The sequence below is a fragment of the Pseudomonas sp. HTZ2 genome, assembly GCF_033173945.1.
GTDB lineage: Bacteria > Pseudomonadota > Gammaproteobacteria > Pseudomonadales > Pseudomonadaceae > Aquipseudomonas > Aquipseudomonas guariconensis.
Window position 1 is genome coordinate 4,064,439 of the sequence record NZ_CP137332.1, and the last position, 21,194, is coordinate 4,085,632.

The 21,194-nt window shown below is 61.5% G+C and carries 27 protein-coding genes, 1 other RNA gene, 1 pseudogene and 1 riboswitch; of the genes and pseudogenes, 17 read left to right on the forward strand and 12 right to left on the reverse strand.

Going from position 1 to position 21,194, the window contains the following annotated elements:
• Nucleotides 1-52 precede the first annotated feature (52 nt).
• The 5 genes from lpxO to R6G97_RS18815 all read left to right on the forward strand — a co-directional run bounded on the left by lpxO (nt 53) and on the right by R6G97_RS18815 (nt 5,846).
• On the forward strand, nt 53-952 hold the full coding sequence (gene lpxO / locus R6G97_RS18795) for a lipid A hydroxylase LpxO (RefSeq protein ID WP_043211619.1): 900 nt from the start codon (nt 53-55) through the stop codon (nt 950-952).
• A 107-nt stretch (nt 953-1,059) separates the two neighbouring features.
• Complete coding sequence (locus tag R6G97_RS18800) at nt 1,060-1,404, forward strand: carboxymuconolactone decarboxylase family protein (protein WP_043211617.1); 345 nt, start codon at nt 1,060-1,062, stop codon at nt 1,402-1,404.
• A 76-nt stretch (nt 1,405-1,480) separates the two neighbouring features.
• Nucleotides 1,481-2,050: a GNAT family N-acetyltransferase gene (locus tag R6G97_RS18805; RefSeq protein WP_090346464.1), complete on the forward strand. Its 570-nt coding sequence runs from the start codon at nt 1,481-1,483 to the stop codon at nt 2,048-2,050.
• Nucleotides 2,051-2,097: 47 nt separating this feature from the next.
• Nucleotides 2,098-2,302, forward strand: a riboswitch (cobalamin riboswitch).
• A 115-nt stretch (nt 2,303-2,417) separates the two neighbouring features.
• A complete protein-coding gene (locus tag R6G97_RS18810) occupies nt 2,418-4,544 on the forward strand; it encodes a TonB-dependent receptor (RefSeq protein WP_317847350.1) in 2,127 nt (708 codons plus the stop codon).
• Nucleotides 4,545-4,625: 81 nt separating this feature from the next.
• Entirely contained in the window at nt 4,626-5,846 is a 1,221-nt protein-coding gene (locus R6G97_RS18815) for a glycosyltransferase (RefSeq protein WP_043211663.1), read from the forward strand.
• Between the two features lie 43 nt (nt 5,847-5,889).
• On the opposite strand, the gene cobF is transcribed toward R6G97_RS18815, so the two are convergent.
• A complete protein-coding gene (gene cobF / locus R6G97_RS18820; RefSeq protein ID WP_090346458.1) occupies nt 5,890-6,639 on the reverse strand; it encodes a precorrin-6A synthase (deacetylating) in 750 nt (249 codons plus the stop codon).
• Nucleotides 6,640-6,700: 61 nt separating this feature from the next.
• Complete coding sequence (locus tag R6G97_RS18825; protein ID WP_317847351.1) at nt 6,701-7,990, reverse strand: OprD family porin; 1,290 nt, start codon at nt 7,988-7,990, stop codon at nt 6,701-6,703.
• Between the two features lie 358 nt (nt 7,991-8,348).
• Here R6G97_RS18825 and R6G97_RS18830 point away from each other — a divergent pair, with 358 nt between their 5' ends.
• The 3 genes from R6G97_RS18830 (at nt 8,349) to R6G97_RS18840 (ending at nt 9,806) form a co-directional block, all read left to right on the forward strand.
• Nucleotides 8,349-8,711 carry a histone-like nucleoid-structuring protein, MvaT/MvaU family gene (locus tag R6G97_RS18830; RefSeq protein ID WP_090346451.1) on the forward strand — a complete coding sequence of 121 codons (363 nt, stop codon included), beginning with the start codon at nt 8,349-8,351 and terminating at the stop codon, nt 8,709-8,711.
• Nucleotides 8,712-8,935: 224 nt separating this feature from the next.
• Complete coding sequence (gloA, locus tag R6G97_RS18835) at nt 8,936-9,457, forward strand: lactoylglutathione lyase (RefSeq protein WP_043211604.1); 522 nt, start codon at nt 8,936-8,938, stop codon at nt 9,455-9,457.
• 100 nt (nt 9,458-9,557) lie between these two features.
• Entirely contained in the window at nt 9,558-9,806 is a 249-nt protein-coding gene (locus tag R6G97_RS18840; RefSeq protein WP_070571333.1) for a hypothetical protein, read from the forward strand.
• A 107-nt stretch (nt 9,807-9,913) separates the two neighbouring features.
• Here R6G97_RS18840 and R6G97_RS18845 read toward each other — a convergent pair whose 3' ends face one another.
• Entirely contained in the window at nt 9,914-10,735 is an 822-nt protein-coding gene (locus tag R6G97_RS18845) for a shikimate 5-dehydrogenase (protein ID WP_102081874.1), read from the reverse strand.
• Nucleotides 10,736-10,897: 162 nt separating this feature from the next.
• Between R6G97_RS18845 and R6G97_RS18850 the strand changes: the two genes are divergently transcribed.
• A complete protein-coding gene (locus tag R6G97_RS18850; RefSeq protein WP_043211600.1) occupies nt 10,898-11,080 on the forward strand; it encodes a hypothetical protein in 183 nt (60 codons plus the stop codon).
• 127 nt (nt 11,081-11,207) lie between these two features.
• Here R6G97_RS18850 and R6G97_RS18855 read toward each other — a convergent pair whose 3' ends face one another.
• Complete coding sequence (locus R6G97_RS18855; RefSeq protein ID WP_317847353.1) at nt 11,208-11,567, reverse strand: DUF6713 family protein; 360 nt, start codon at nt 11,565-11,567, stop codon at nt 11,208-11,210.
• A 229-nt stretch (nt 11,568-11,796) separates the two neighbouring features.
• Between R6G97_RS18855 and R6G97_RS18860 the strand changes: the two genes are divergently transcribed.
• The gene (locus R6G97_RS18860) at nt 11,797-12,462 is read left to right on the forward strand and encodes an SOS response-associated peptidase (RefSeq protein WP_043211597.1); all 666 of its coding nucleotides are present in this window, start codon (nt 11,797-11,799) and stop codon (nt 12,460-12,462) included.
• A gap of 159 nt (nt 12,463-12,621) precedes the next feature.
• Nucleotides 12,622-13,200, forward strand: a complete 579-nt coding sequence (locus R6G97_RS18865; protein WP_317847354.1) for an AAA family ATPase — start codon at nt 12,622-12,624, stop codon at nt 13,198-13,200.
• 283 nt (nt 13,201-13,483) lie between these two features.
• Here the strand turns inward: R6G97_RS18865 and R6G97_RS18870 are convergent, their stop codons facing one another.
• From R6G97_RS18870 to R6G97_RS18890, 5 genes are all read right to left on the reverse strand, one after another.
• Nucleotides 13,484-13,738, reverse strand: a complete 255-nt coding sequence (locus tag R6G97_RS18870) for a hypothetical protein (protein WP_317847355.1) — start codon at nt 13,736-13,738, stop codon at nt 13,484-13,486.
• Nucleotides 13,738-14,031, reverse strand: a complete 294-nt coding sequence (locus tag R6G97_RS18875) for a hypothetical protein (protein ID WP_317847356.1) — start codon at nt 14,029-14,031, stop codon at nt 13,738-13,740. The genes R6G97_RS18870 and R6G97_RS18875 overlap by 1 nt, the downstream gene beginning before the upstream one ends.
• 116 nt (nt 14,032-14,147) lie before the next feature.
• The gene (locus tag R6G97_RS18880) at nt 14,148-14,597 is read right to left on the reverse strand and encodes a DUF1353 domain-containing protein (protein ID WP_317847357.1); all 450 of its coding nucleotides are present in this window, start codon (nt 14,595-14,597) and stop codon (nt 14,148-14,150) included.
• A complete protein-coding gene (locus R6G97_RS18885; protein ID WP_200928568.1) occupies nt 14,594-14,776 on the reverse strand; it encodes a hypothetical protein in 183 nt (60 codons plus the stop codon). The genes R6G97_RS18880 and R6G97_RS18885 overlap by 4 nt, the downstream gene beginning before the upstream one ends.
• Nucleotides 14,773-15,243, reverse strand: coding sequence for a hypothetical protein (locus R6G97_RS18890; protein ID WP_274119523.1), 471 nt, complete (start codon nt 15,241-15,243; stop codon nt 14,773-14,775). Before R6G97_RS18890 ends, R6G97_RS18885 begins: the two co-directional genes overlap by 4 nt.
• 100 nt (nt 15,244-15,343) lie before the next feature.
• On the opposite strand from R6G97_RS18890, the gene R6G97_RS18895 reads away from it, so the two are divergent.
• Nucleotides 15,344-15,652 carry a YceK/YidQ family lipoprotein gene (locus R6G97_RS18895; protein WP_317848167.1) on the forward strand — a complete coding sequence of 103 codons (309 nt, stop codon included), beginning with the start codon at nt 15,344-15,346 and terminating at the stop codon, nt 15,650-15,652.
• A 58-nt stretch (nt 15,653-15,710) separates the two neighbouring features.
• Here R6G97_RS18895 and R6G97_RS18900 read toward each other — a convergent pair whose 3' ends face one another.
• Nucleotides 15,711-16,238: a DUF4376 domain-containing protein gene (locus R6G97_RS18900; RefSeq protein WP_317847358.1), complete on the reverse strand. Its 528-nt coding sequence runs from the start codon at nt 16,236-16,238 to the stop codon at nt 15,711-15,713.
• A gap of 339 nt (nt 16,239-16,577) precedes the next feature.
• On the opposite strand from R6G97_RS18900, the pseudogene R6G97_RS18905 reads away from it, so the two are divergent.
• From R6G97_RS18905 to R6G97_RS18920, 4 genes and pseudogenes are all read left to right on the forward strand, one after another.
• A pseudogene (locus tag R6G97_RS18905) lies at nt 16,578-16,685 on the forward strand (IS3 family transposase); the annotation flags it as partial.
• Nucleotides 16,686-16,746: 61 nt separating this feature from the next.
• An RNA gene (gene ffs, locus R6G97_RS18910) (signal recognition particle sRNA small type) lies at nt 16,747-16,843 on the forward strand.
• Between the two features lie 165 nt (nt 16,844-17,008).
• The gene (locus R6G97_RS18915) at nt 17,009-17,419 is read left to right on the forward strand and encodes a hypothetical protein (RefSeq protein ID WP_317847359.1); all 411 of its coding nucleotides are present in this window, start codon (nt 17,009-17,011) and stop codon (nt 17,417-17,419) included.
• Nucleotides 17,420-17,436: 17 nt separating this feature from the next.
• Nucleotides 17,437-19,371 (forward strand): hypothetical protein, encoded by a 1,935-nt coding sequence (locus tag R6G97_RS18920; RefSeq protein WP_317847360.1) that lies wholly within the window; start codon nt 17,437-17,439, stop codon nt 19,369-19,371.
• Here R6G97_RS18920 and R6G97_RS18925 read toward each other — a convergent pair.
• Nucleotides 19,365-19,769, reverse strand: coding sequence for a helix-turn-helix domain-containing protein (locus R6G97_RS18925; protein ID WP_043215544.1), 405 nt, complete (start codon nt 19,767-19,769; stop codon nt 19,365-19,367). The genes R6G97_RS18920 and R6G97_RS18925 overlap by 7 nt on opposite strands.
• A gap of 83 nt (nt 19,770-19,852) precedes the next feature.
• On the opposite strand from R6G97_RS18925, the gene R6G97_RS18930 reads away from it, so the two are divergent.
• A complete protein-coding gene (locus R6G97_RS18930; RefSeq protein WP_090346009.1) occupies nt 19,853-20,347 on the forward strand; it encodes a DUF2938 domain-containing protein in 495 nt (164 codons plus the stop codon).
• Between the two features lie 3 nt (nt 20,348-20,350).
• On the opposite strand, the gene R6G97_RS18935 is transcribed toward R6G97_RS18930, so the two are convergent.
• Nucleotides 20,351-21,115: a substrate-binding periplasmic protein gene (locus R6G97_RS18935; RefSeq protein ID WP_232111682.1), complete on the reverse strand. Its 765-nt coding sequence runs from the start codon at nt 21,113-21,115 to the stop codon at nt 20,351-20,353.
• Between the last annotated feature and the right edge of the window lie 79 nt (nt 21,116-21,194).

Sequence of the window (21,194 nt, forward strand, 5' to 3'; positions counted from 1 at the left end):
ATGCTGGCGGGCTCAAGCCACGAAGCATGGCCATCTTGACAAGCAGCCGTCCATGAAAATTGCATTAGTACTTCTATTCGTCCTCTCGATCGCCTATGTCCACCTGCGCGGTCGGGTTCGCCACAAGTTGACCCGCCAGCTGGGCGATCACTCCAGTTTCCTGGCGCCGGTCAACGCCTTCCTGTACCTGTTCTCCAAACACCCGGCCAAGCCCTACTTGCCGGTGGAGGCCTTCCCTGAGCTGCAACCACTCAAGGACCACTGGCAGGAAATCCGCGAAGAAGCCCAGCAGTTACTGCACGTCGGCGAGATCAAGAAATCCGACAACTATGACGATGTCGGTTTCAACTCGTTCTTCAAGACCGGCTGGAAGCGCTTCTACCTGAAGTGGTACGGCGAGAGCCATCCTTCTGCGATGAAGCTGTGCCCCCGCACCACCGAGCTGCTGCAGGGTATCGGCACGGTCAAGGCCGCCATGTTCGCCACCCTGCCGCCAGGCGCCAAGCTCGTGCGTCACCGCGATCCGTATGCCGGCTCCTATCGCTACCACCTGGGCCTGGACACGCCGAACGACGACGGCTGTTACATCGATGTGGATGGCGAAAAGTACGCTTGGCGCGACGGCGAAGCGGTGGTGTTCGACGAGACTTACATCCACTACGCCGCCAACACCACCGAGCACAATCGCATCATTCTGTTCTGCGACGTCGAGCGCCCGCTCAAGTACCGCTGGGCGACCGCCTTCAACCGCTGGTTCAGCCGCAACGTCATGGCCGCCGCCGCCGCGCCCAACGACGCCAATGACAAGACCGGCGGCATCAACCGCCTGTTCACCCGTATCTACAAGATCCGCGAGCGCGGCAAAGCGCTGAAAAAGCGCAACCGCACCCGCTACTACCTGGAAAAGTGGGCGGTGGTCGCAGCCTTGGTGCTGTTCTTCATCTACATCTGAAATGCCAATGGGCCGCTTCGCGGCCCATCGCGACACAAGCCCGTCCCTTGCCGAAAACTTCGACTAGCCTGAAAGCTCCACTCCGCAACCTTCCCAAGGTGAAGACGATGAGCATGATGGACTGGGACGCCTACCGTAAGCAGTTGATGGCCGGCATCGGCGATCTCAAGCAGTTGTCTCCGGACACCGTGGCCGGCTACATGACCGCCAGCGGCGCCGGTGCCAAGACCAACCACCTCGATGCCAAGACCCGCGAGCTGATCTCCCTCGCCGTCGCCGTGACCACCCGTTGCGACGGCTGCATCGCCGTGCACTCCCAACAGGCGGTCAAGCAAGGCGCCACCCGTGAAGAGATCGCCGAGGCACTCGGCGTGGCCGTGGCGATGAACGCCGGCGCCGCGCTGGTCTATTCGGCCCGCGCCATGGACGCCGTGGGCAAAGCCGGCAGTTGAACCCGACCGGCGTCGTCGCCCTTGCGCGGCGGCGCCAAGCCACCCAGACTTGGCGGTCCAGCCCGCAGGAGCCGCCATGATCCAGATCCGCCCCATGACCCCGGAAGACTTCGACCGTTTCTGGCCGACCTTCCAGGCCATCGTCCAGGCCCGCCAGACCTACGCCTTCGACCCCGCACTGACCTTCGAGCAGGCCCGCCAGCTGTGGCTGGATCTGCCCCTGCGCACCCTGGTGGCCGAGCAGGACGGCGAGTTGCTGGGGTCTTACTACCTCAAGGCCAACGCCGCCGGCCCTGGCAGCCATGTGGGCAACTGCGGCTACATGGTCAGCGAGGCCGCTCGTGGCCGTGGCGTGGCCCGATTGATGTGCGAACACTCACAGAAGCTGGCCCGCCAGGAAGGTTTCCTGGCACTGCAGTTCAACTCGGTGGTGGCTACCAACGAAGTGGCGGTGGCGCTGTGGCACAAGCTCGGCTTCGAGACCGTCGGCCGGCTGCCCAAGGCGTACCGCCATGCCCAACTGGGGTTGGTGGACTGCCTGGTGATGTACAAATGGCTGGCGGACGAGCCGGTGGTGGAAAAGCCCGCGCTGCTGATCGGGCGCAAGAATATCGAGGCGCGGGTCTCGCGCCGACGCGGGCGCTGAGCCCTCGCCTTTCCCCCGCGCATTGACTGCCCACCCGATCAATGGTCAGATGCGTGCCAGTTTCAGGTGTCCTGCGCCGCCGCGCGCAGGGTGAAACGGGAAGCCGGTGAGTCGTCCCTACGACAAGTCCGGCGCTGCCCCCGCAACGGTAAGCGAGCGAATCCTTCGACAGACCACTGTGCGCCTGCATGGGAAGGTGAAGGCTTCATGACCCTCGCAAGCCCGGAGACCGGCCTGGAACTTCACATTGGCAAACCCGCGGTGGGCGGGCGCAGGCCGGTCTTCGCGCACGCCCCTTGCGTGCGCGTTCGCTTGTCTTTGCGTTGTTTCCACCGGGATCCATTCATTCCTGCAGCAGTGGAACGACATGTCCCGTACCTACACGCTTCATGCCTTGGCGGCCTGCCTGGCCGTTGCCCTTCCGGCAGTGGCCGATGAACAGCACAATCCCGTGCTGGCCCTGCCTTCGACGACCATCACCGACACCCACGACACGCCGGCCATCGATCTGGCCACCCCGACCGATGCCGGATCGCGCCTGAACCTGAGCGCCCTGCAAACCCCGGCCAGCACCAGCACCCTCAGCGCCGAACAGATCGAGCGGCGCAACAACCTCACCGTCCAGGACGCCGTGACCCGCTCGCCAGGCATCAGCTTCACCGGCAGCCCCGGCGATGGCGGCACCGGCCTCTCGGCCCGGGGCTTCGAAGGCCATAGCTCGGTGATGACCCTGTTCGACGGCTCGCGCCTGTACAGCGGCGCCGGTACGCTGACCTTCCCGGTCGATCCGTGGATGGTCGAGCGCATCGACATCCTCCGCGGGCCAGCCTCGGTCCTGTATGGCGAAGGCGCCACCGGGGCGGTGGTGAACGTGATTCCGAAAAAACCTTTCGCCGGCGACGTCCACAACCGGCTGCGCTTGGGCTACGGCTCCTGGGACCGTCAACAGCTCGGCCTGGACAGCGGCGGCAGCCTGAGCGAGCGTCTGAGCTACCGGATGACGGTCAACCAGCAGGCCGGCAACGGCTGGGTCGATCGTACCGACTCGCGCAGCCTGGCTTTGAGCGCCGCGCTGCGTTTCGACGCCACCGATGACCTGAGCTTCACCCTGGCCCACGAGCGCGGCGATGCAGAACCTGCCAACTACTACGGCACGCCGCTGATCGAGGGGCATTACCGCAGCAGTCTGCGCAAGAAGAACTACAACATCCAAAACGACGTCCAGCGCTACCACGAGGAATGGACCCGGCTGAACACCGACTGGACCCTCAGCGACAGCGTATCGGCCAGCAACCAGCTGTACTACATCAAAAGCCGCCGGCATTGGCGCAATGCCGAAACCTATGCCTGGAATGGTGATCAAGACCGGCTGGAGCGCGGCAGTTTCCTTGAGATCAAGCACAACCAAGAGCAGATCGGCGACCGCCAGAGCTTGACCTTTGACCATGATCTGTTTGGCCTGGCCAGCACGACGCTGGTCGGCGCCGAATACAACAAGATCCGCTTCAACGTCGACAGCAACGCGCCCTACGACGATGGCATCACAGACCCGCTCGACCCTTGGCATCCCGCCCCTGGCAGGTTCCATAGCCTGTCGCCGACACGCCCCCAGACTTTGTCCACCACTCACACCTTTGCCCTGTTCGCCGAGAACCGCACCGAGCTGACCGAGCGCCTGTCGTTGGTGACTGGTATCCGCCGCGACCAGAATCACATCGAGCGTAACGATCTGGTCAACGACACCCGCAGCGAGCGCAGCCTGCCAGGCGGAAACTGGCGCGCCGGGCTGGTGTTCGCCGTCAACGACGACTTGTCGCTGTACGGGCAATACTCGACCAGCGAGGATGGCGTAGGCGATTTGTTGACCCTGCGCCCGGAGCAACGCTACGACCTGACCGAAGCCAAGCAGACCGAGCTGGGCCTCAAGCAACGGTTCTGGGAGGGCCGTGGCGAGTGGACGCTGGCGGCCTACCACATCGTCAAGAAGAAACTGCTGGTTGCCGACCCCGTGAATCACGGCGTACAGCAAGCGGGCCAACAGACCTCCGATGGCCTGGAGGCGACGGTGGAACTGGCCTTGGCCAACCAGTGGCAGGTCTCGGCCAATGCTGCAGTGGTGCGCGCCAAGTTCGATGACTATCTCGAGAACACCGGAAGCGGCGTGGTGGATCGCGCTGGCAACAGACCGGGCAACGTGCCAAGTCGCACGGCCAACCTGTGGCTGAGCAAGGGGTTTGGCCAACAGGTCGATGCCGGCCTGGGTGTGCGTTACGTGGACCAGCGCTACGACAGCGCGGCCAATGAGAACAGCGTACCTGGCTATACGGTGGTCGATGCCAATCTGGGCTGGCAGGTGTTGCCGGATGTGCGCCTGGGCTTGCAAGTGAACAACCTGTTCGACCGTGAGTACGCGGCGTCCTACGTCTATACCAGCGACCAGTGGCTGCTGGGGGCACCGCGTTCGTATTTTGCGACGCTGGATTACACGTTCTGAAGGCTGGCATGGGGCTGCGCTGCGGCCCCCTGCCCCCGGACATGATTAAATAGCGCCTTTTCCAGCCCAAGGCCCTCCTCCATGCTCCACGTCCTGGTCATCGGCCAAGCCTGGCCCGAACCGCGCTCTTCCGCCGTCGGCGGTCACATGATGCAGATCCTCGAGAGTTTTCTCGCCCGCAACTGGCGCATCACCTTTGCCAGCACCACCGAGCCTGCCGAGCACAAGGCCGACCTCCGCGCCCTGGGCATCACCGAGCTGGCCCTCGCCGGCGACCACGCAAGCATTGCCCACCTCCTCACCGAACAGGCGCCCGACCTGGTGCTGTTCGACCGATTCGAAATGGAAGAGCAATTCGGCGCCATCGTTGCCCGGCACTGCCCCAACGCCCTGCGCGTGCTGGAAACCTCAGACCTGCAAAGCCTGCGCGAGGCCCGCCACCAATTGCTGCGCCGGCGACTGATCGAAGGCTTGGACCCCAACGACTTCCGCGGCCTGTTCAACACCAGCGGCCCCGAGCTGTTCCGCCAAATGGCGCCGAGCGCGCTGGCCCAGCGTGAGCTGGCCGCGATCTACCGCTGCGACCTGTCGCTGATCATCTCGGACGTGGAAACGGACCTGCTGGTCAATGGCTTTGGTGTGCCGGACTACCTGTTGCACTGGTGTCCGCTGATGCTCGACCCTGCGGCCCAGACGTTGCGCCCCTTCGCCGAGCGCGAGCACATCGTGACCATCGGCAACTTCCGCCATGCACCCAACTGGGACGCGGTGCTGTGGATGAAGCACAACCTCTGGCCGATGATCCGCCGCCACTTGCCCGGAGCCCAGTTGCACATCTACGGCGCCTACGCCTCGCCCAAGGCCCAGGCGTTGCACAACCCAGACGAAGGTTTCCACCTGCTCGGCTGGGCCGAGGATGCCTTGCAGGTGATGAGCAACGCGCGCCTGTGTTTTGCGCCGCTGCGCTTTGGCGCCGGGATCAAGGGCAAGCTTGCCGACGCCATGCTCTGTGGTACCCCCAGCGTCACCACGCCCATCGGCGCCGAGGCCATGCACGGCGCCCTGCCCTGGCCCGGCGCCGTCGCCGGGACCGCCGAGGCACTGGCGAAAGCCTGCGTGCGGCTCTACAGCGACCAAGCGGCGTGGCAACAAGCCCAGGCGGCCTGCGCCCCCTTGCTCAAGACCCGCTACGACCGCAACCGCCACGCCTTGGCCCTGACCGAGCGGATCGAGCACAGCCTGGCGCATCTGGATGAACAGCGTCTGTACAACTTCACTGGGGCCATGTTGCGTCGGCGTTGAAACCGGGGACGCAAAGCGGCCCCGATTGCCGATCTGTCCCACGTCAGCATTCGCGCCGCAGCAAGTAGGTGTCCATGATCCATCCCTTGCGTCGCCGCAATCGCACCCTCAACTCGAGAATCTGTGCCTTGACCTCTTGCAGCGGCCCAGCGACCAGCACCTCATCATCGGTCCCCAGGTAGGCGCCCCAATAGATGGTCAATTGCGGATCGTCCAACCCGGCGAAGGCGCACTGCCCATCGAGCATCACCACCACGTTGTCGATCCGTGTCTGCTCGGCCAGGCGCCGCCCAGGCAGCACAGTCAGAGGCTCGCCGATACGATTGAGGGGAATCTGATGGCGCGCGGCCAGGGCCTGCACGCTGCTGATGCCGGGGATGACCTCCAGCATCAAGGCCATGCCCTGTTGGCGAACAAGGTCGAGCACACGCAACGTGCTGTCGTACAACCCCGGCTCGCCCCAGAGCAGGAAGGCGCCAACATCGTCAGGGCCCAGCTCGTCCTGCAGCCACTGGCCATACAAGGCCGCGCGCTGGCGATGCCAGTCCTGCACCGCGCCGAGGTAATCCTGCGCCTGGCCATCGCGCCGCGGGTCGCTCAATTGCACCAAGCGATAACCGCCTTGTGGCACGTAGCGCGCCAGGATGTTTCTGCGCAACTGCACCAGTTCATCCTTGTCGTCGCCTTTGTCGAGGACGAAGAACACCGTGGCGCGCCGCAGCGCATCCACCGCTTCATAGGTGATCTGGCGTGGGTCGCCCGGACCGATGCCAATCAGCAGCACGCGTTTCATCGCCCTGTCCTCCTGCCAACCAGCCGCCATTGTCGAGCGGCCGGCGGCATTTGGCAAAACGCTAGAGAATCGAGAAGTTGTAGCTCACGATCACCCGCGTCTCGTCCATGTCCCGCGCCCATTTTTCATAGTTGCTGCGGTAGGTGGAGTTACGCAGGCGCACGCTCACGTCCTTGAAGGTGCCGCTCTGCACTTGGTACTTGAGCTCGGTATCGCGCTCCCACTCTTTGCCTTCGGCGCTGCTGCCGGGAACCTTGATATGGTCGCCGTTGATGTAGCGGGTGAAGAATGTCAGGCCCGGTACGCCAAGGGCCTTGAAGTCGTAGTCATAACGCAGTTGCCAGGAGCGCTCTTGAGCGGCGGCAAAGTCATTGACCTGGGCGTAGTTGACCAAGTAAGGGTTGCTGCCATCCAGATACGGCATGGCGCTCTGGCCATACATGCGCTGCCAGCCGGCGCTGATCTTGTGCCCACCCAGGCTGTAACCGAGCATCCCGCTGAAGGCACGGTGGTCGATTTCACCCGCGCGGGCGTTGCCGATATCGTCGCTCTTGATCAGGCGTAGGTCGGCCGACAGGCTGCCCACCGCCAGAGGCTGGCTGGCCACCAGGCCCAGGAATTGTTGGCGATAGATGTTCTCCAGGCGCGACACCTGGTACTGGCCACTGAGGCGGTCATTGAAACGGTAGTCAAGGCCGGCCAGGTCGAAGTGCTCGGCCTCGATGTTGCAGGCATAGCGCTTGTTCTTGCAGTGAACGCGGATGTCCTGGCGATCGGTGGAGTCCCGAGCGGTGTACTGGTTCAGGCGAGCCAAAGTGAACTTCAGGTCACGCACTTCTTCGGAGGTAAGCATCGCGCCATGGAACATCGTTGGCAGCAGACGGCCATCGTTGTACTTGAGCAGCGGCATATCCGGCATCATCGATCCGTAGCGCAGCACAGTGTCGGACACCTTGACCTTGCCAGCCAGGCCAAGCTTGGCGTACTGATCGGCCGAACCGCGCGGGTCATGGCCCGACGAGGGCAGCAGGCCACTGTTGCTATCGGCCGGGCTGGAATCGAGCTTGAAGCCGACCATTCCCAGTGCATCCACACCAAACCCCACCGGCCCCTGGGTATAACCGGACTGCACATTCAGAATGAAACCCTGGGCCGCTTCTTCGCGTTTGGATGCGCCTTGACTTGAACTGCTGTGGCCATCACGGAAATCCCGGTTGAAGTAGACAGTGCGCGCTTCGACCTTGGCGCTGCTGTCTTCAAGAAAACCGGCGGCCTGGGCATGGGCACCGACACACAGGAACAACAGGCCGGTAAAACGGCGCCCGGGGGCTGAGGAAAACGGGGGAAACATGCGAAAGGAACATCCAGGAAGAAGGCGAAAAACGATCCGGGGCAGCATTGCCCCCGGCACTACGGAACAGCCGACAAACACGACGGCCATCATCTTGAATGATCGTGCAACCCCTCTAGCATGCGCCATTGGACGAAGGTCTAAGCACCGCTGAAGAGCAATTTGCAACGCGCTGCGAATAAGGCGCGAAAAACTAACAAAGTTCCGCGATTACTTATAAAAAGTTTGCGGTTTACCCAGTAGAGGTCGACGACTACAATCGATATCAGCGAACAGCTGTACCCATCCCCGTGGCCGGCGTTTATTGCTTCTTGTATGTTCGTCACGCCCTGCCACGACACTTACAGGAGTGATGACAGTGTCCAGACTTGCAGAGTTTCGTGCTGCCGAAAAAGCTCTCCAGGAACAAATGGCGCAACTGGAGGCGATGAAAAAGGACGCCGGCCTAAAACGCGAAATCGAATTCGAGCAGAAACTAGTCGGCCTGATGAAAAGCTATGACAAGAGCCTGCGCGACATCGTCGCCATCCTCGACCCGAAGGCAGTGGCCAAGGCACCGACCACGGCGCCCAAGCAGCAGCGCCGCCCCCGTGTGGTGAAGGTGTACGAGAACCCGCACACCGGCGAGCTGATCGAGACCAAAGGTGGCAACCACCGCGGGTTGAAGGCCTGGAAAGAACAGTACGGCGCCAAGACAGTGGAAAGTTGGGTACGCCCATGAAACATCAACACCCACTTCACACTTTTTTCACATCGACACGCGCAGTATCGAACCAGCTAAAGGACTAGCGACCCCATCACGCGCCCGCACATGCGGGCCTCTAATTCCAGCGCCCTGCACTCGTGCAGGGCGCTTTCGTTTGCGCTCACGCCTCACTGCCGTATCATGGCTCACCTGTCTTTCCCGCTGGGGCCTTGTGTCCCGGCCTCTCTTCTGGAGTACCCATGAGCCTGCACGATCTGCACGCCCTGCCAGGCGTCACCGCCACACCGGATGCCGCCACCGCCAACTTCGTCTTCAACCACACCATGCTGCGGGTCAAGGACATCGAAAAGTCGCTGGACTTCTACACCCGCGTGCTGGGCTTCAGCCTGGTGGACAAGCGCGACTTCCCTGAAGCGGCCTTCAGCCTGTACTTCTTGGCACTGGTCGATCCGGCACAGATCCCGGCCGATGACGCCGAGCGTCACCAGTGGATGAAGTCGATCCCCGGCATTCTGGAGCTGACCCACAACCACGGCACCGAGAACGACCCCGAGTTCGCCTATCACGATGGCAACACCGACCCGCGCGGTTTTGGCCACATCTGCATCTCGGTGCCGGATGTACGCGCCGCCTGCGAGCGTTTCGAAGCCCTGGAAGTGCCCTTCCAGAAGCGCCTGTCGGACGGCCGCATGAAGCACCTGGCCTTCATCAAGGACCCGGACGGTTACTGGGTCGAAGTGATCCAGCCGACCACGTTCTAAGCCTCGCCCGCCAGGGCACGCTCGTCGGGCCGGGAACTCCCGGCCCCTCGCTGTGGTATATGGAATAAACCGTTTCCAAGCCACAGCGAGGTAAAGGACGATGCAAACCCTTCACTGTGAATACCGCGACCACACCATCACCGCGAGCGTCATGACCCATCCTGGGTCGCCGCTGCCGTTCGCTGCCGGCTGCCTGATCACCGATCCCCAAGGACACACCAGCCGCCGCCTGTCGCTGCCGATGAAGATGGCCTTCCTGTCCGACCTGGAGAACGCCCAGCACGCCGCGCTGGCCCATGGCCGCTGGCTGGTCGATCAACAGCTCGACGGTGACCGCCAGGTGTTCTGACGGTTCGAAGACTGCTGCACCCATGGGAGCGGGTTTACTCGCCAAACGTCGACTGATCCACTACCGCTTTCGCGGGCAAAATCCGCTCCCACAACGTCTGCACGGCCCTAAGCCTGCCGCGCATACTCCACCGCCGCCGCCACCTGCGCGTCCGTCGGACGTACGCCGGTATACAGCACGAACTGCTCCAGCGCCTGCAACGCGATCACCTCCAACCCAGTAATCACGGGCTTGCCCAGCGCCTCGGCATGGCGGATCAACGGCGTGCGCGCCGGCATCGCGACCACATCGAACACTTGCTGCGCTGCTGCGATGGCATCCGGGCTAAATGCCAATTCCTCTGCCTCGGGCCCACCGGCCATGCCGATTGGCGTCACGTTCACCAGCATTGGCGGGCACAGGTCGCCCAGCTGCGGCAGCCAGCGATAACCGCACACATCCGCCAGTTGCCGCCCGGCCTGCTCGTTGCGCGCCACGATGATGCCTTCGGCGAATCCGGCATCGCGCAAGGCACTGGCCACCGCCTTGGCCATGCCACCGCTGCCGCGAAGGGCGAACGCAGTGCTGGGGTCGATCTGATGGCGTTGGAGCAATTGACGCACCGCCAGGTAATCGGTGTTGTAAGCCTTCAAATACCCGCCTTCGTTGACCAGGGTATTGACCGACTCGATGGCCGCCGCCGAAGGATCGATTTCATCGACCAAGGCCATGCACGCTTCCTTGTAAGGCATCGACACACCGCAACCACGAATGCCCAGGGCGCGGATCCCTGCAACCGCGGCGGGCAGATCCTGGGTGGTCATGGCCTTGTAGTAGTAGTCCAGCCCCAACTGCCGGTAGAGGTGGTTGTGAAAGCGTACCCCGAACGTGCCGGGGCGCCCGGCCAGGGAAATGCACAACACGGTGTCTCTGCTCGGTGGAATCGTCATTGCCCCGCTCTCCTAGGCTGAATCGTTTACGTAGCGTAACAGAGGGACTGCTTCGCACCCGAGTTAACGTTGATATAACTGATTAGCACTATTGAGGAAGTTGATTTCAAGCCGCGCCGGATGCCCGATAAGGTAGCCCCATGTCACACAGGAGGTTCTCAAATGGCCACTATCCAGATCATGTCCGTCATCGGCAGCGCCGTCCCGGCCACCTTGCGTGAACAAGGATTGCTGGCCTGCTGGTACCTGATCCGCAATGGCGAGACCGTCAGCGGTCCACTGACCTCCCGAGCCACCGCCCAGGCCCTTGCCGAGCGTTTGCAGGCCGCAAGCCTGCTGGCCTGACCGAATTTGTTGTGCGTTGCTCCCAAGCCCCTATTGCCCGCCTCCTTGGCGGGCTTTTTTTTGCCTGTTGGAGCCACATCCTGTGTGGGGTTTGCCGCGAGAACGTCAGAGAGGCAAGCCCCGGCCTTCATTGCAATGCGGATCGTATTCTGGCCATCAGCCATAGAGCGCTGGCCAAACACAGAGTGAGAATGCAGATCGAAGCAGGCAGGTGAAACTGATGAAAGCCAGCCAAGCCGAAACCGGTATGGATAAAGACCGTAAGCAGGCCCAGGCCGGCACACACTTTAGCGAAGACCATGGCGTTGGCCGTACCCAGCAAAACATTTCGATAGCCAACCAGCAATACGGGGATTGCCAAGCTATTGAACAGCAAAAAGCCCTGCACCCCGCCAGGCAGGAAAAACATCTCCCATTCCTGCCAGTACGCGGCATCTATCTGATGAAGGATGAGCGCAAGCATCGTGACAAAATAGCTTCTTTCCATTTAAGCAATCCCTTCAAGCCAGTGAGGATCATCCCTGCGTAAAGCGTTGGCGATGATAGGAGCTGCGACGACGAAACGCTAATTCACCCACTGCGGTGCCCGTAAAGCACAGGCCTGACCAGGACGGCTAAAACCTCGACCCGCGAAAGGGCCTCAAAGGCAGTGAGGCGAGAGATCGGGCAGGTTGAGCAGAAGGCTATGCTTATTGGCTAACCGGGAGGGAAGTCAGATGTGCGGAAGGCTCAGCCAGTACCGTGGCATACACGACTTCGTCGATACGCTGAGCATGCCTGGGGTTTGGCGCGACACCATTGGCGACCAAGCCATGGAGTGCTACAACGTGGCGCCCACCACGCAGGTAGCCGTGCTGCGAATGGATGACGCAGGCCTGCGGGCGGATCTGGTGAGGTGGGGATGGCGGCCGCACTGGGCGACCGATCGAGCGCCGCCGATCAACGCCAGAATCGAGAAGGTCGCCCACGGGCCATTCTTCCGGGCAATCTGGCCGCATCGGGCGATCACGCCGGTGGACGGGTGGTATGAGTGGGTCGATGAAGGCGGGCCGAAGAAGCAGCCCTACTACATCCGGCGTCGGGACGGGCGACCCGCCCTATGTGCCAGCATCGGCCAGTTCACCGGCAGTGAGCACGACGGCTTCGTGATCATCACCGCCGACGCCCAAGGCGGCATGGTCGATGTGCATGATCGGCGACCGGTGGTTCTGGCCCCAGGGCCAGCCAGAGCCTGGGTAGACCCTGCATTCCAACCAGAGCATGCCGAGCAAATGGCCTTGAACCTGGGCGAACCCGCTGAAGAATTCGAGTGGTTCCGGGTGAGCGCGGCCGTGGGCAACGTCAGAAACCAGGGCCCGGAGCTGATCAAGCCGATTCAGTGATGGCTGTCGCGCTTCCCTCGGCCGCCCGGAACGACTTCGCCGAATATCCCCAGGGCCACACGTTTCAGGCGTGCCCTGCTTGTTGATGAGCGCAATCTAGTATCGCTTATGCAAAACTGCGTAGCTCAGTTGAAAGGAAGGCTTTCGGACCGAGTACATATGAATCACTTCGTCGTTATTTCCGGCTGCTCAGGCGCAGGTAAATCAACTCTCTTGTCCGAGCTTAAGCGGCGCGGCTATGCAGTGGTAGAAGAGCCCGGGCGGCGTGTCGTGCAGGCAGAGGAACGCGCAGGCGGGAAGGCATTGCCTTGGCTTGATATGGAAGCCTTCTTGCGTCGGGCCATCGACGTAGCGCTGGAGGACTATGCCAATGCGCCATGTGGTAGTTCGCAATGGGTGTTCTTCGACCGTGGCCTGATCGACGCGGCGGCTGCGCTTCAGACCCTGACCGGCGATCTCATACTGGAAAAGCTCAGCCAGCAGCATCCCTATAAACCTCATGTTTTCCTGGCACCGCCATGGGCAGAGATTTATGTGCAGGACGCAGAGCGCCGCCATGACATGGCTGCCGCTCGATGTGAGTTCGAGCAGCTCCAGAAGACTTATCCAGCGCTAGGCTACGCGGTATCGCTGCTGCCCAAGATCAGCGTGACTGAGCGTGCCGACTTCGTATTGACCACGTTGGGCATCGCTGAGCCCAGCGGTACTGGCTATGTCGCTGAACGGGTACAGGATTAAATTTCCTTCACCTTGCGCCCTTTGGATATAAGGCATTCGACAGCCGTTCGGCCATACTCCAGAGATGTTTTCCGCGTTTTCGTGAGTTCCTGTAAGTGACGAAACCCAATAAATGCGGGGGTTTCGTCACGCAGGGTCACGCTCACACACCCACCAAAACACAGCCATTGGTACAAAAATTGGTACGAGATTTCGAGGACCTCGGCCAGTGTTACATAGGCGATTAATGGACCGCCTCTACCCTCCCCGGCACCCCCGCCGATCACGATCCTTTCTGGACCGTTCACTTACCACTCATCTGATTTTTCGGACCAGGAAATCCTGTCCACACATCAAATTCATGCTCGACCAGCGCCCACAGCCGGGCCGACTCGACAAACTCCAGCATGTCGGAAAGACCGCCCGCATCCACATCCTCCCGTCGTCGGGCGGCAAATGCCATTTCGCAAAGCACCCTGGCCCTTCCATCCGGATCGGTGATCAGGGCGCTCTGGTCGTTCAACTCGGCCAGCCAGGCCTGCGGCAGAGAGCTACCCATCATCGCGACCTGCACCACCACGACTGCGCATACAGCACGCCGTCGATCTCTTCCACGCCGGTGAGGCTCAGGCCGCCCTGGGCCATGGACGTGACCCTGGCGTCGTGCAGGCGCGGGATAACGTCAGACCCAGGCGTAGGGTTGAACACCCAGGCCTGCGTCGAGATCCGGCCCAGTGGCCGGCTGTGGTTCTCACCCATATGGAGGTCGGCCTCCAGGGGCTGGATCTTGCGCAACTGTTCTGGAGGGATGGCCACGCCATTCTCGCGGCGCCGGACTAGGTAGACGTACATGGCTGCACCAATACTGTATATAAAGCCAGTATCGTATTGGCGATTTCCGCCATGGGCAATTGCCGGTCAGCGGATCGGCTTCATGCCGTCGACGATCGCCTCGCAGGCAAGACCTGCTATTCGACTTCGCTCAAGCGCTGTCGAGAGGCCAGATTCCGTTCTTCCTCTCTCATCAGCGCCCAAGCCATATCCTCATCCTTCACCCCACCCTTGCACGCCGCATAGCGCGACCCACCGCCGACCCGCAGACCGGCGTACATCAAGCCAGCCCGTCGCTTGTCTGCGCCCAGGGCGAGCAGCATCTCGTAGAACAGCGCATCGCACACGGCGCGGGGCAGTTGGTTCTGGCAATAAATCCAGTCATGGATGACCCCGGCCTCGCGGTCCTCGATGTCGCGGAACAACGGCTTGACGATCCAGGGCACGGAAGCCAGGTCGGTGATGAAGTACCGCGGCGCCGTGTAGACGGTACCGTCGAGCGCCTGGTAACGGAAGTCGCTGGTCAGCACCCATTCGCCTTTGTCGTACGCCCGCAGTAGTAGCGGGTCGAGGAAGCGGCCGGTCATGGCGCACCGCCGCAGGTGACTTCGACACGATTCGGCGCGATCGAGGCGTTGACCAGGATGCGGTTGGCGGCGCGCACATCCACTGGAGTCGCGCAGTAGGCGTTGGCGGCGTAGCTCAGGGCCTGGACAGCGCAGCCCTGGAGCAGGATCACGACGGTCAGCAGAATGGCTTTCTTCATGCCACCTCCTCCATTGTCTGGGCATACAGAGCGTCCCAGGTCTGCCGGTGCGGCTTGCCCGGGCGCCAAGTGCGCAGGTACAAGGCCCATGCCCGCTGAACCTCACCCACCGCAGGCAGCGGCGCAGGATCGGTCCACAGCAGAAGCCGGGCGAACGCGGCAGCAAGCACATCGTCGTGCTCCAGCGCGGCATAGACAGCGGCGTCGGTCGCCGGCACGCCTCGGGCCTGGCATGCGGAACGCGCCAGGGCCTGGGTGCTCGGGTGCTCGAGCACACCACGGACACCGCCACCCTTCTCGAACTGCCAGAGTCCTCGGGCCGGGCCGCCGATCTGCCGGCGATGGATCAGCCGGCTTTCCTGTAGCCCGATGCTCAGCAGCATCTGCTCAGCGCGCCGGCCCGACATTTTCGCAGGCAGCAGTTTGAGCGCCGGGGCAATTGCCGAGGCGCGGATTTGTTGCAGCATGGGTTTCTCCAAACGAAAAAGCCCGCGCTAGGCGGGCCGTGAAATAGATGCGCTATGATCTGCCCATCACAGAGAGAGTGGCCTGATGAAGAAGCTATGGATGGGCGTAGCGCTTACGGTAGCGCTGAGCGGGTGCGGGACTGTGCGAACAGTGTCGAGCGAGTCAAAGGCTGCGGATGACCTGGCGAAATGGCAGACCGATTGCCACACCATTCCTCGGGTGTATAGCGGCGCTGCGTATCAGTTTTGCAATTTGAGTGGGCCGCAAAGAGCGGGGGCTCACTGGGCGCCATTCCCGATCCTGATCGACATGGCGGCGTCGGGTATTGCCGATACAGTCATCCTTCCGTACACGGGCTATCAGCAATACAAGTTCGGCAATATACCAATCCGGAGGCTTGAGTATTGATCCGCAGGCGCTGATATAGGTCTGGTCGGTCGGGGATGCTTGCGTCAGATCGAGGCTATTACGGCCACCCTTGCTCCAGCATCTCGACGGTGATCGACCCGTCAGCCACGGCGGTCAACAGCTCAGCCTCCCGATCGAAACAGCGCTGGACGTGGTCAGCAACGGCGTCAGCCATAGCCAGGACTTGGGCGCCGCTTAAATCGATGAAGCCGTCGCCAGTCTTCCAGCGCAGCGTGTAGCCTGGCTCGCGTGATGCGCGTAGGGCTGCACCGTTGATCAGCAGCTTGCTGCGGTCGTCCGTGGCCACCTGCATTCCCTGCAGCTCAATGCCGGCGGTCTCGGTCTGGTAACGGCGGGCAGCGATGAGGCTCGTCCAATCCGGCACAGGCGGTTCAGGCAAGACGGGCACCGGATAACTCGAAAGCTTTTTCCACTCGAAGCCGTCCCACTGCGCAAATTCCCCCTCCTTGAGCTCTGGCGGAGCAATATTTGTACCTGCCGGAACCGGGCCATAAATGTCCTCAACTTTGAAAGCTGATGTGAACACCCGGTTGCCGTCGTACTGATAGATGTAGATATCGTCCATAATTACTCCTTACGCCTCAAGGGCGCGAATGTAGCAGTTAAGACCCAACGGGGCCGGGACATACGGCAGCGCGAATTGACTGACGGTGTCATACGCATATGTGGGTATTGATTTGACCACGGTGGCCGGACTCACGTTTATTGAACCAAATACCCAGCCGTCAAGCGCCGCGACCTTGAACATTCCACTAATGTTTGTCACGGGCATAATGTTTGAATCGCCCCTGGTTTCGTAGACACCTCCAAGCCTCATAATGAGGCCCAAATAGGAGGTGCCATGAGTCGTCAGCGTTACCCCGAAGAATTCAAGATCGAAGCGGTCAAGCAAGTGACCGAGAACGATTACATCGAGATGTTCTATAACCCTAAACGCCGACACAGCAGTGCTATGCAGCTGTCTCCAGTAGAGTATGAGAAACGCTATTTCCTGAGCTTGGAGAGTGTCTAGAAAACCAGGGGCGATTCACAGTGTGACGAGCAGAAACGCTAGAAGTCAGGAATAGCGAGGCTTACAGGCTACCCGCAACGATTACCCGTTAACCTGGTCAGGCCCGGAAGGGAGCAGCCATAGCGGGAACATCGTGTGCCGGGGTGTGGCTGGTGGGGCCGCCTCCATTTCTGGCGTCCGCCAAGCGATTCACCTGTCTCTCCTACCCCTCTCCCTGCGCCAGAATTCAACGTCTGGTAATACCGCGCGTCTTTCTCCCGCCCCTGCGAGCGCCTTATCATGCAAGGCATTCCGTTCGCTGTTTCACCTCCTGAGGTACGCCCATGGATCACCTAGATGACCAGACCCGCCACAAGATCCGTGATTGGCAAATCCGTCGCCTGGAAATCAAGGACCTGATGGCTGCCCATCCCGAGCGGGTTCTGGAGCTGTCGAGGGTGCTCGACCAGATGGAAGAGGAGCATGAGCGCATCCTCGGCGAGGCCGAAGTCATTGCAAACACTGATCAGGGCGTCGTCGCTCAAGGGGCTTTGGGTTTTGAGCTCAAGGTTTCGGCTGGTAGCGCCCGGGACCTGCGCAAGCTGCTGGAAATGGCAATCTATGAACTCGACGGCACGCTGGAAGCCGGCCTCCCAGAAGCACGAAGCTATCCGGGCGGCATGTCGGGCAGCCTTGGGGCGTACGAGTACACCCTGACAGTGGCCGAGGCCGACGGGCCTTGCCGCGTTGAATGATTTTCCCGTGAGCGCGTATGCAACCTGAACACTACGATTTCACCAACCCCGTGTTCCTGCCGGTCTCCCTGGAGACCTGCCAGGGGTTGCTCGATGCCCAGGATCACAGCGCGCTCGATGCGCTGGGCGATGCGCAGTTGGCAGCGGTATTGGTTATCCAGAATCTTGTCGAGGCCAAGGGGCAGGTGCTCGATCCCTCTGCAACCGAAAAGGTACTGGCCAGGCTGTTGGCCTGGTCGGTCGATGTTCGCCATTCACCTGGGATAGGGCTGTTGTCGGAAGCGCGGCGGTTGTTCGATGCGCGAAAACTGTACTTCGGGCTGGAGCTCATCAAAGGCTCGAAGCTGCATTTGCTGATGGCTGACGAAGTGGCGGCCGGCGAGTACCTGTTACCTGATGGCAAGTGGGATTTCGAGTTCAAGATCCGCCGCCACCAGCGCAACAATCCGTTTCGTCAGCAAGCGATCACCAGGTTCGACAGGGAGCGCTGGCTCACCGCCGAGCAGGACAAGCTGGTCAGGATAGTGCGGGCCAATCCGGACGAGGACTTGCACGTTCAAGGCTATGCGGGTATCGGCAAGAGCTATTTGCTCGGGGCATTGATGGACTGCCTGCCCGCGGGGAGCGTGCTGCCGCTGGCGCGTACCTCCGGCAAATTGCACGCGCTGCGGCGGCGCCTGGGTGTCGCTGCCGATAGCAAGCGAGGCAAGACGTTTGGCGAATTCGCCCATGAGTTGTTGCAGGGCTCGCGACGCGCTCCTGCCAAGGCCGTGAGGGTTCCGCGCAAACGTGCCTTGGCCGAGGAACTGGGCATTCTCGGTTTTCGCCAGTACGGACCGGAGAAAACGCTGGAGATCTGCCTTGAGCTGCTGAAGAACTACTGCGAGTCCTGGGACTACAGCATCACTGCCCGGCACCTGCCCTATTTCGAACACCCGCTGTCCAACCTCGACAGTCGGGTACTGCTGGAATATTCAAGCCGGCTGTGGACCTACCTCCAGGCTAATCCTGCCTGGGACAGCCACACGGGATTCCTGGCACTGTTGCTGATCAAGCGTGCAAGCCTTGCCGGTTGCAGTGTGCCGGCCCGCTATAGCCACGTGATCATCGACGAGAGCCAGGACGTGCCGGCGTCCTTGTTGCAGATCATCGAGCGTGGCCGTCAGGTCCTGATTACCCTTGGCGATGAGTACCAGCGCGCCTGGGGGCCGGGACTGCGCAGGCAGCGCGAGGTGCGTCAGCGCGATATCGCCTTCTCCGTGCGTAGCGGTCCTCAGGTCGAGCGCTTGATCAACCCGCTGATCAGCGTGCATTCGCAAAAGTCCAAGCTGGCATTCGAGGGCGCGGGTAGCGCCGAGGTCGGCGTGGAGTTCTATCCAGAAGGCTTTGTGCCGCCGGAGGGCTGCGTGGTGTTGACCGCATCCCACTGGGACGCGATGAAATGGGCGATGGAACTGGCCGGCAAGCATTACGCAATCGCCTTTGCCGAGCAGATGAACCTGCAGGGCTTCATGGAAACCGCGATCAGGTTGTTCAGGGGAGAGCAGGATAGTGACGAGTCGCATCCGTCCTTCGCTCACTCCACGGATTGGCGGCAGGTTCGCGAAATCCATCAGCACGATGCTGCATTCGTCTGGGTCGAGGCCAGGCTGCAGGAAGGCTTCCGTATCGCTGAGCTGAACAAGGTCAAGGCTCGGGTGACCGGCCAGCCCGGCAGCGTTCTGTTGATGCTGGCCCAGGATGCGGGAGGGTTGGAGTTCGAGCGCGTGCTGTTGACGCCGGAGCTGATGAGCACCGACCCCTTCAAGGACGCCTATGCGTTCGATGCTCGGGTCTGTGCAGTGTACATCGCACTTTCGCGGGCGCGGCGTCAGCTTTACCTGCCCTATGAGGTAGAGGAATGGGTGGCCTACCATAAGAGTCAACCGTTCCGGGAATCGCACGGTTACTGAGGCTTGGCCTGCTTTTTCGCTCGTGTACTGGCGGCGGCAAGCTTCAGCAGTCGCTGAAACGTCGGGCAGTTCAGGTGATCCTCTTCAGGACATGCCGCCGCATGGCGAAGGCCTTTGCTCATCGCTTGCAGGCGCTTGATTCGTTGATCCAGCTCGTCGGCCTTGTCTCGCAGCATCTGTCGATCGACTTGCTGCTCCACCAACATCGCCCCCACTTCATCCAGTGAAAATCCTGCAGCCTGGCCTAGGGCGATCAACCCCAGCCGCTGGGCGATATCGGCAGGGAATTGTCGGCGCTCGCCCTGCCTGGACAGCGACCTGATCAGACCTTTCTTGGCGTAGTAGCGCAGTGTCGAGGCCGGTACCCCTGTGCGCCTGGCCACATCGGCGATGTCCATTTGTGCATCCCTTGACTTGAAGTTGACTTCAACTTCTATGCTGCGCGGCATGGAATTTTCCGTCAATGCCAGAGGGCGTTCGTATGTCTGCCACAACTGCTTTCCTAAGTACTTTGTCGATCGGCATCGGCGCCACGCTGGTCATGGACCTGTGGACGTTGATGCTCAAGCGTATAGGCGTTGCCACCTTGAACTATGCGATGGTCGGACGTTGGGTAGGCCATATGGGACATGGGCATCTGCGCCATGAAGCAATCGCCAAGGCCGCGCCCATTAGGCACGAACGCGCACTGGGCTGGCTCATGCACTACGCCACCGGCCTCGCCTTTGCAGCATTGCTGGTGAGTTTGGCAGGGGAGGCGTGGCTGAGCTCGCCAACACTCTGGCCGGCCCTGGCTTTCGGCTTGTGCTCGGTCGTGGCACCGCTTTGTTTCATGCAGCCTGCCTTGGGGGCAGGCTTCTTTGCGTCGCGTACGCCCAAGCCGCTGGTCAGCTGCCTGCGCAGCGTCGCGACGCATATGGTGTTCGGGGTGGGGTTGTTCTTGAGTGCGATGCTGGTGCAGGCGGGCCCGTGGTGAGGGTCAGCGATCGAGAATCTGGGACGATGTCACTGTCTGCGAGCTGACCGGCCGTGTGGGCGGGGTGCTGTAGCGCTGCAGAATCCGCTCGATCTGCCCTGACTGCTTCATGTGTGCCAGGGCGTTGAGCACTGCCTGGGTGGGGACTGTCGGGTCATTGCGCACGATACAACGCAAGTCCTGCTCCTCCAGTACGGCAAGGGCCTGTAATTGTTGCGCCGGGGGCAGTGTGCGATTGAACCATAGCAGTGAGAATTCGTTGCTCACGGCATGGCGGTAGCGGCCTGCCTGGAGCTTTTGCAAGACGAGAACCTGATTGCGACTGTCTTCGCGACGTAACCGACCTTGGTCAAACAATGCGTCCAGTGCGGGGTAGCGATAGCCTAGGACTGTGCCAACGGCCTGAGTCGGCAGTTGTTCAAGGCGGGTAGGAGCGTACTGGCCGGGGCTCCCGACCAGCAGGTCACGCTGGTGAAGGAGAGGTACACTCCACAGGAACTTGTCGAAGCGGTTGTCGAACCACGCCGGGGTCACATGGCAGCGTACATCGACTTCGTCCGCGTCCATTGCCTGTTGCACCCGCAGGCGTGCCATGACGTGATATTCCGCCCGTGTGCCTGTCTCCCGTGCCAGTGTCTGCATCAGATCGAACAGAATGCCCTCCACCGGCTGGTCCTGTTCGATGCGGATCAGCGGCATGCTCCAGCTTTCGGCGACGGAGAATCGCAGCACTGGCTGCTCGGCCAGGGCGTTGCCGGCCCAGAGCATGAGGATGAGCAGGGCTCTGTGCACGTCAATCCTCCTTGATCGCTGCCAATGCGTGCGTTTGTCCTTAGCTTAGACGAGT

Excerpts from the sequence above, each read along its gene's own strand:
- lpxO (WP_043211619.1), top strand. The coding sequence starts at position 53 with ATGAAAATTGCATTAGTACTTCTATTCGTCCTCTCGATCGCCTATGTC.
- R6G97_RS18800 (WP_043211617.1), top strand. The coding sequence starts at position 1,060 with ATGAGCATGATGGACTGGGACGCCTACCGTAAGCAGTTGATGGCCGGC.
- R6G97_RS18805 (WP_090346464.1), top strand. The coding sequence starts at position 1,481 with ATGATCCAGATCCGCCCCATGACCCCGGAAGACTTCGACCGTTTCTGG.
- R6G97_RS18810 (WP_317847350.1), top strand. The coding sequence starts at position 2,418 with ATGTCCCGTACCTACACGCTTCATGCCTTGGCGGCCTGCCTGGCCGTT.
- R6G97_RS18815 (WP_043211663.1), top strand. The coding sequence starts at position 4,626 with ATGCTCCACGTCCTGGTCATCGGCCAAGCCTGGCCCGAACCGCGCTCT.
- cobF (WP_090346458.1), bottom strand. The coding sequence starts at position 6,639 with ATGAAACGCGTGCTGCTGATTGGCATCGGTCCGGGCGACCCACGCCAG.
- R6G97_RS18825 (WP_317847351.1), bottom strand. The coding sequence starts at position 7,990 with ATGTTTCCCCCGTTTTCCTCAGCCCCCGGGCGCCGTTTTACCGGCCTG.
- gloA (WP_043211604.1), top strand. The coding sequence starts at position 8,936 with ATGAGCCTGCACGATCTGCACGCCCTGCCAGGCGTCACCGCCACACCG.
- R6G97_RS18840 (WP_070571333.1), top strand. The coding sequence starts at position 9,558 with ATGCAAACCCTTCACTGTGAATACCGCGACCACACCATCACCGCGAGC.
- R6G97_RS18845 (WP_102081874.1), bottom strand. The coding sequence starts at position 10,735 with ATGACGATTCCACCGAGCAGAGACACCGTGTTGTGCATTTCCCTGGCC.
- R6G97_RS18850 (WP_043211600.1), top strand. The coding sequence starts at position 10,898 with ATGGCCACTATCCAGATCATGTCCGTCATCGGCAGCGCCGTCCCGGCC.
- R6G97_RS18855 (WP_317847353.1), bottom strand. The coding sequence starts at position 11,567 with ATGGAAAGAAGCTATTTTGTCACGATGCTTGCGCTCATCCTTCATCAG.
- R6G97_RS18860 (WP_043211597.1), top strand. The coding sequence starts at position 11,797 with ATGTGCGGAAGGCTCAGCCAGTACCGTGGCATACACGACTTCGTCGAT.
- R6G97_RS18865 (WP_317847354.1), top strand. The coding sequence starts at position 12,622 with ATGAATCACTTCGTCGTTATTTCCGGCTGCTCAGGCGCAGGTAAATCA.
- R6G97_RS18870 (WP_317847355.1), bottom strand. The coding sequence starts at position 13,738 with ATGGGTAGCTCTCTGCCGCAGGCCTGGCTGGCCGAGTTGAACGACCAG.
- R6G97_RS18875 (WP_317847356.1), bottom strand. The coding sequence starts at position 14,031 with ATGTACGTCTACCTAGTCCGGCGCCGCGAGAATGGCGTGGCCATCCCT.
- R6G97_RS18880 (WP_317847357.1), bottom strand. The coding sequence starts at position 14,597 with ATGACCGGCCGCTTCCTCGACCCGCTACTACTGCGGGCGTACGACAAA.
- R6G97_RS18885 (WP_200928568.1), bottom strand. The coding sequence starts at position 14,776 with ATGAAGAAAGCCATTCTGCTGACCGTCGTGATCCTGCTCCAGGGCTGC.
- R6G97_RS18890 (WP_274119523.1), bottom strand. The coding sequence starts at position 15,243 with ATGCTGCAACAAATCCGCGCCTCGGCAATTGCCCCGGCGCTCAAACTG.
- R6G97_RS18895 (WP_317848167.1), top strand. The coding sequence starts at position 15,344 with ATGGGCGTAGCGCTTACGGTAGCGCTGAGCGGGTGCGGGACTGTGCGA.
- R6G97_RS18900 (WP_317847358.1), bottom strand. The coding sequence starts at position 16,238 with ATGGACGATATCTACATCTATCAGTACGACGGCAACCGGGTGTTCACA.
- R6G97_RS18915 (WP_317847359.1), top strand. The coding sequence starts at position 17,009 with ATGGATCACCTAGATGACCAGACCCGCCACAAGATCCGTGATTGGCAA.
- R6G97_RS18920 (WP_317847360.1), top strand. The coding sequence starts at position 17,437 with ATGCAACCTGAACACTACGATTTCACCAACCCCGTGTTCCTGCCGGTC.
- R6G97_RS18925 (WP_043215544.1), bottom strand. The coding sequence starts at position 19,769 with ATGGACATCGCCGATGTGGCCAGGCGCACAGGGGTACCGGCCTCGACA.
- R6G97_RS18930 (WP_090346009.1), top strand. The coding sequence starts at position 19,853 with ATGTCTGCCACAACTGCTTTCCTAAGTACTTTGTCGATCGGCATCGGC.
- R6G97_RS18935 (WP_232111682.1), bottom strand. The coding sequence starts at position 21,115 with ATGCTCTGGGCCGGCAACGCCCTGGCCGAGCAGCCAGTGCTGCGATTC.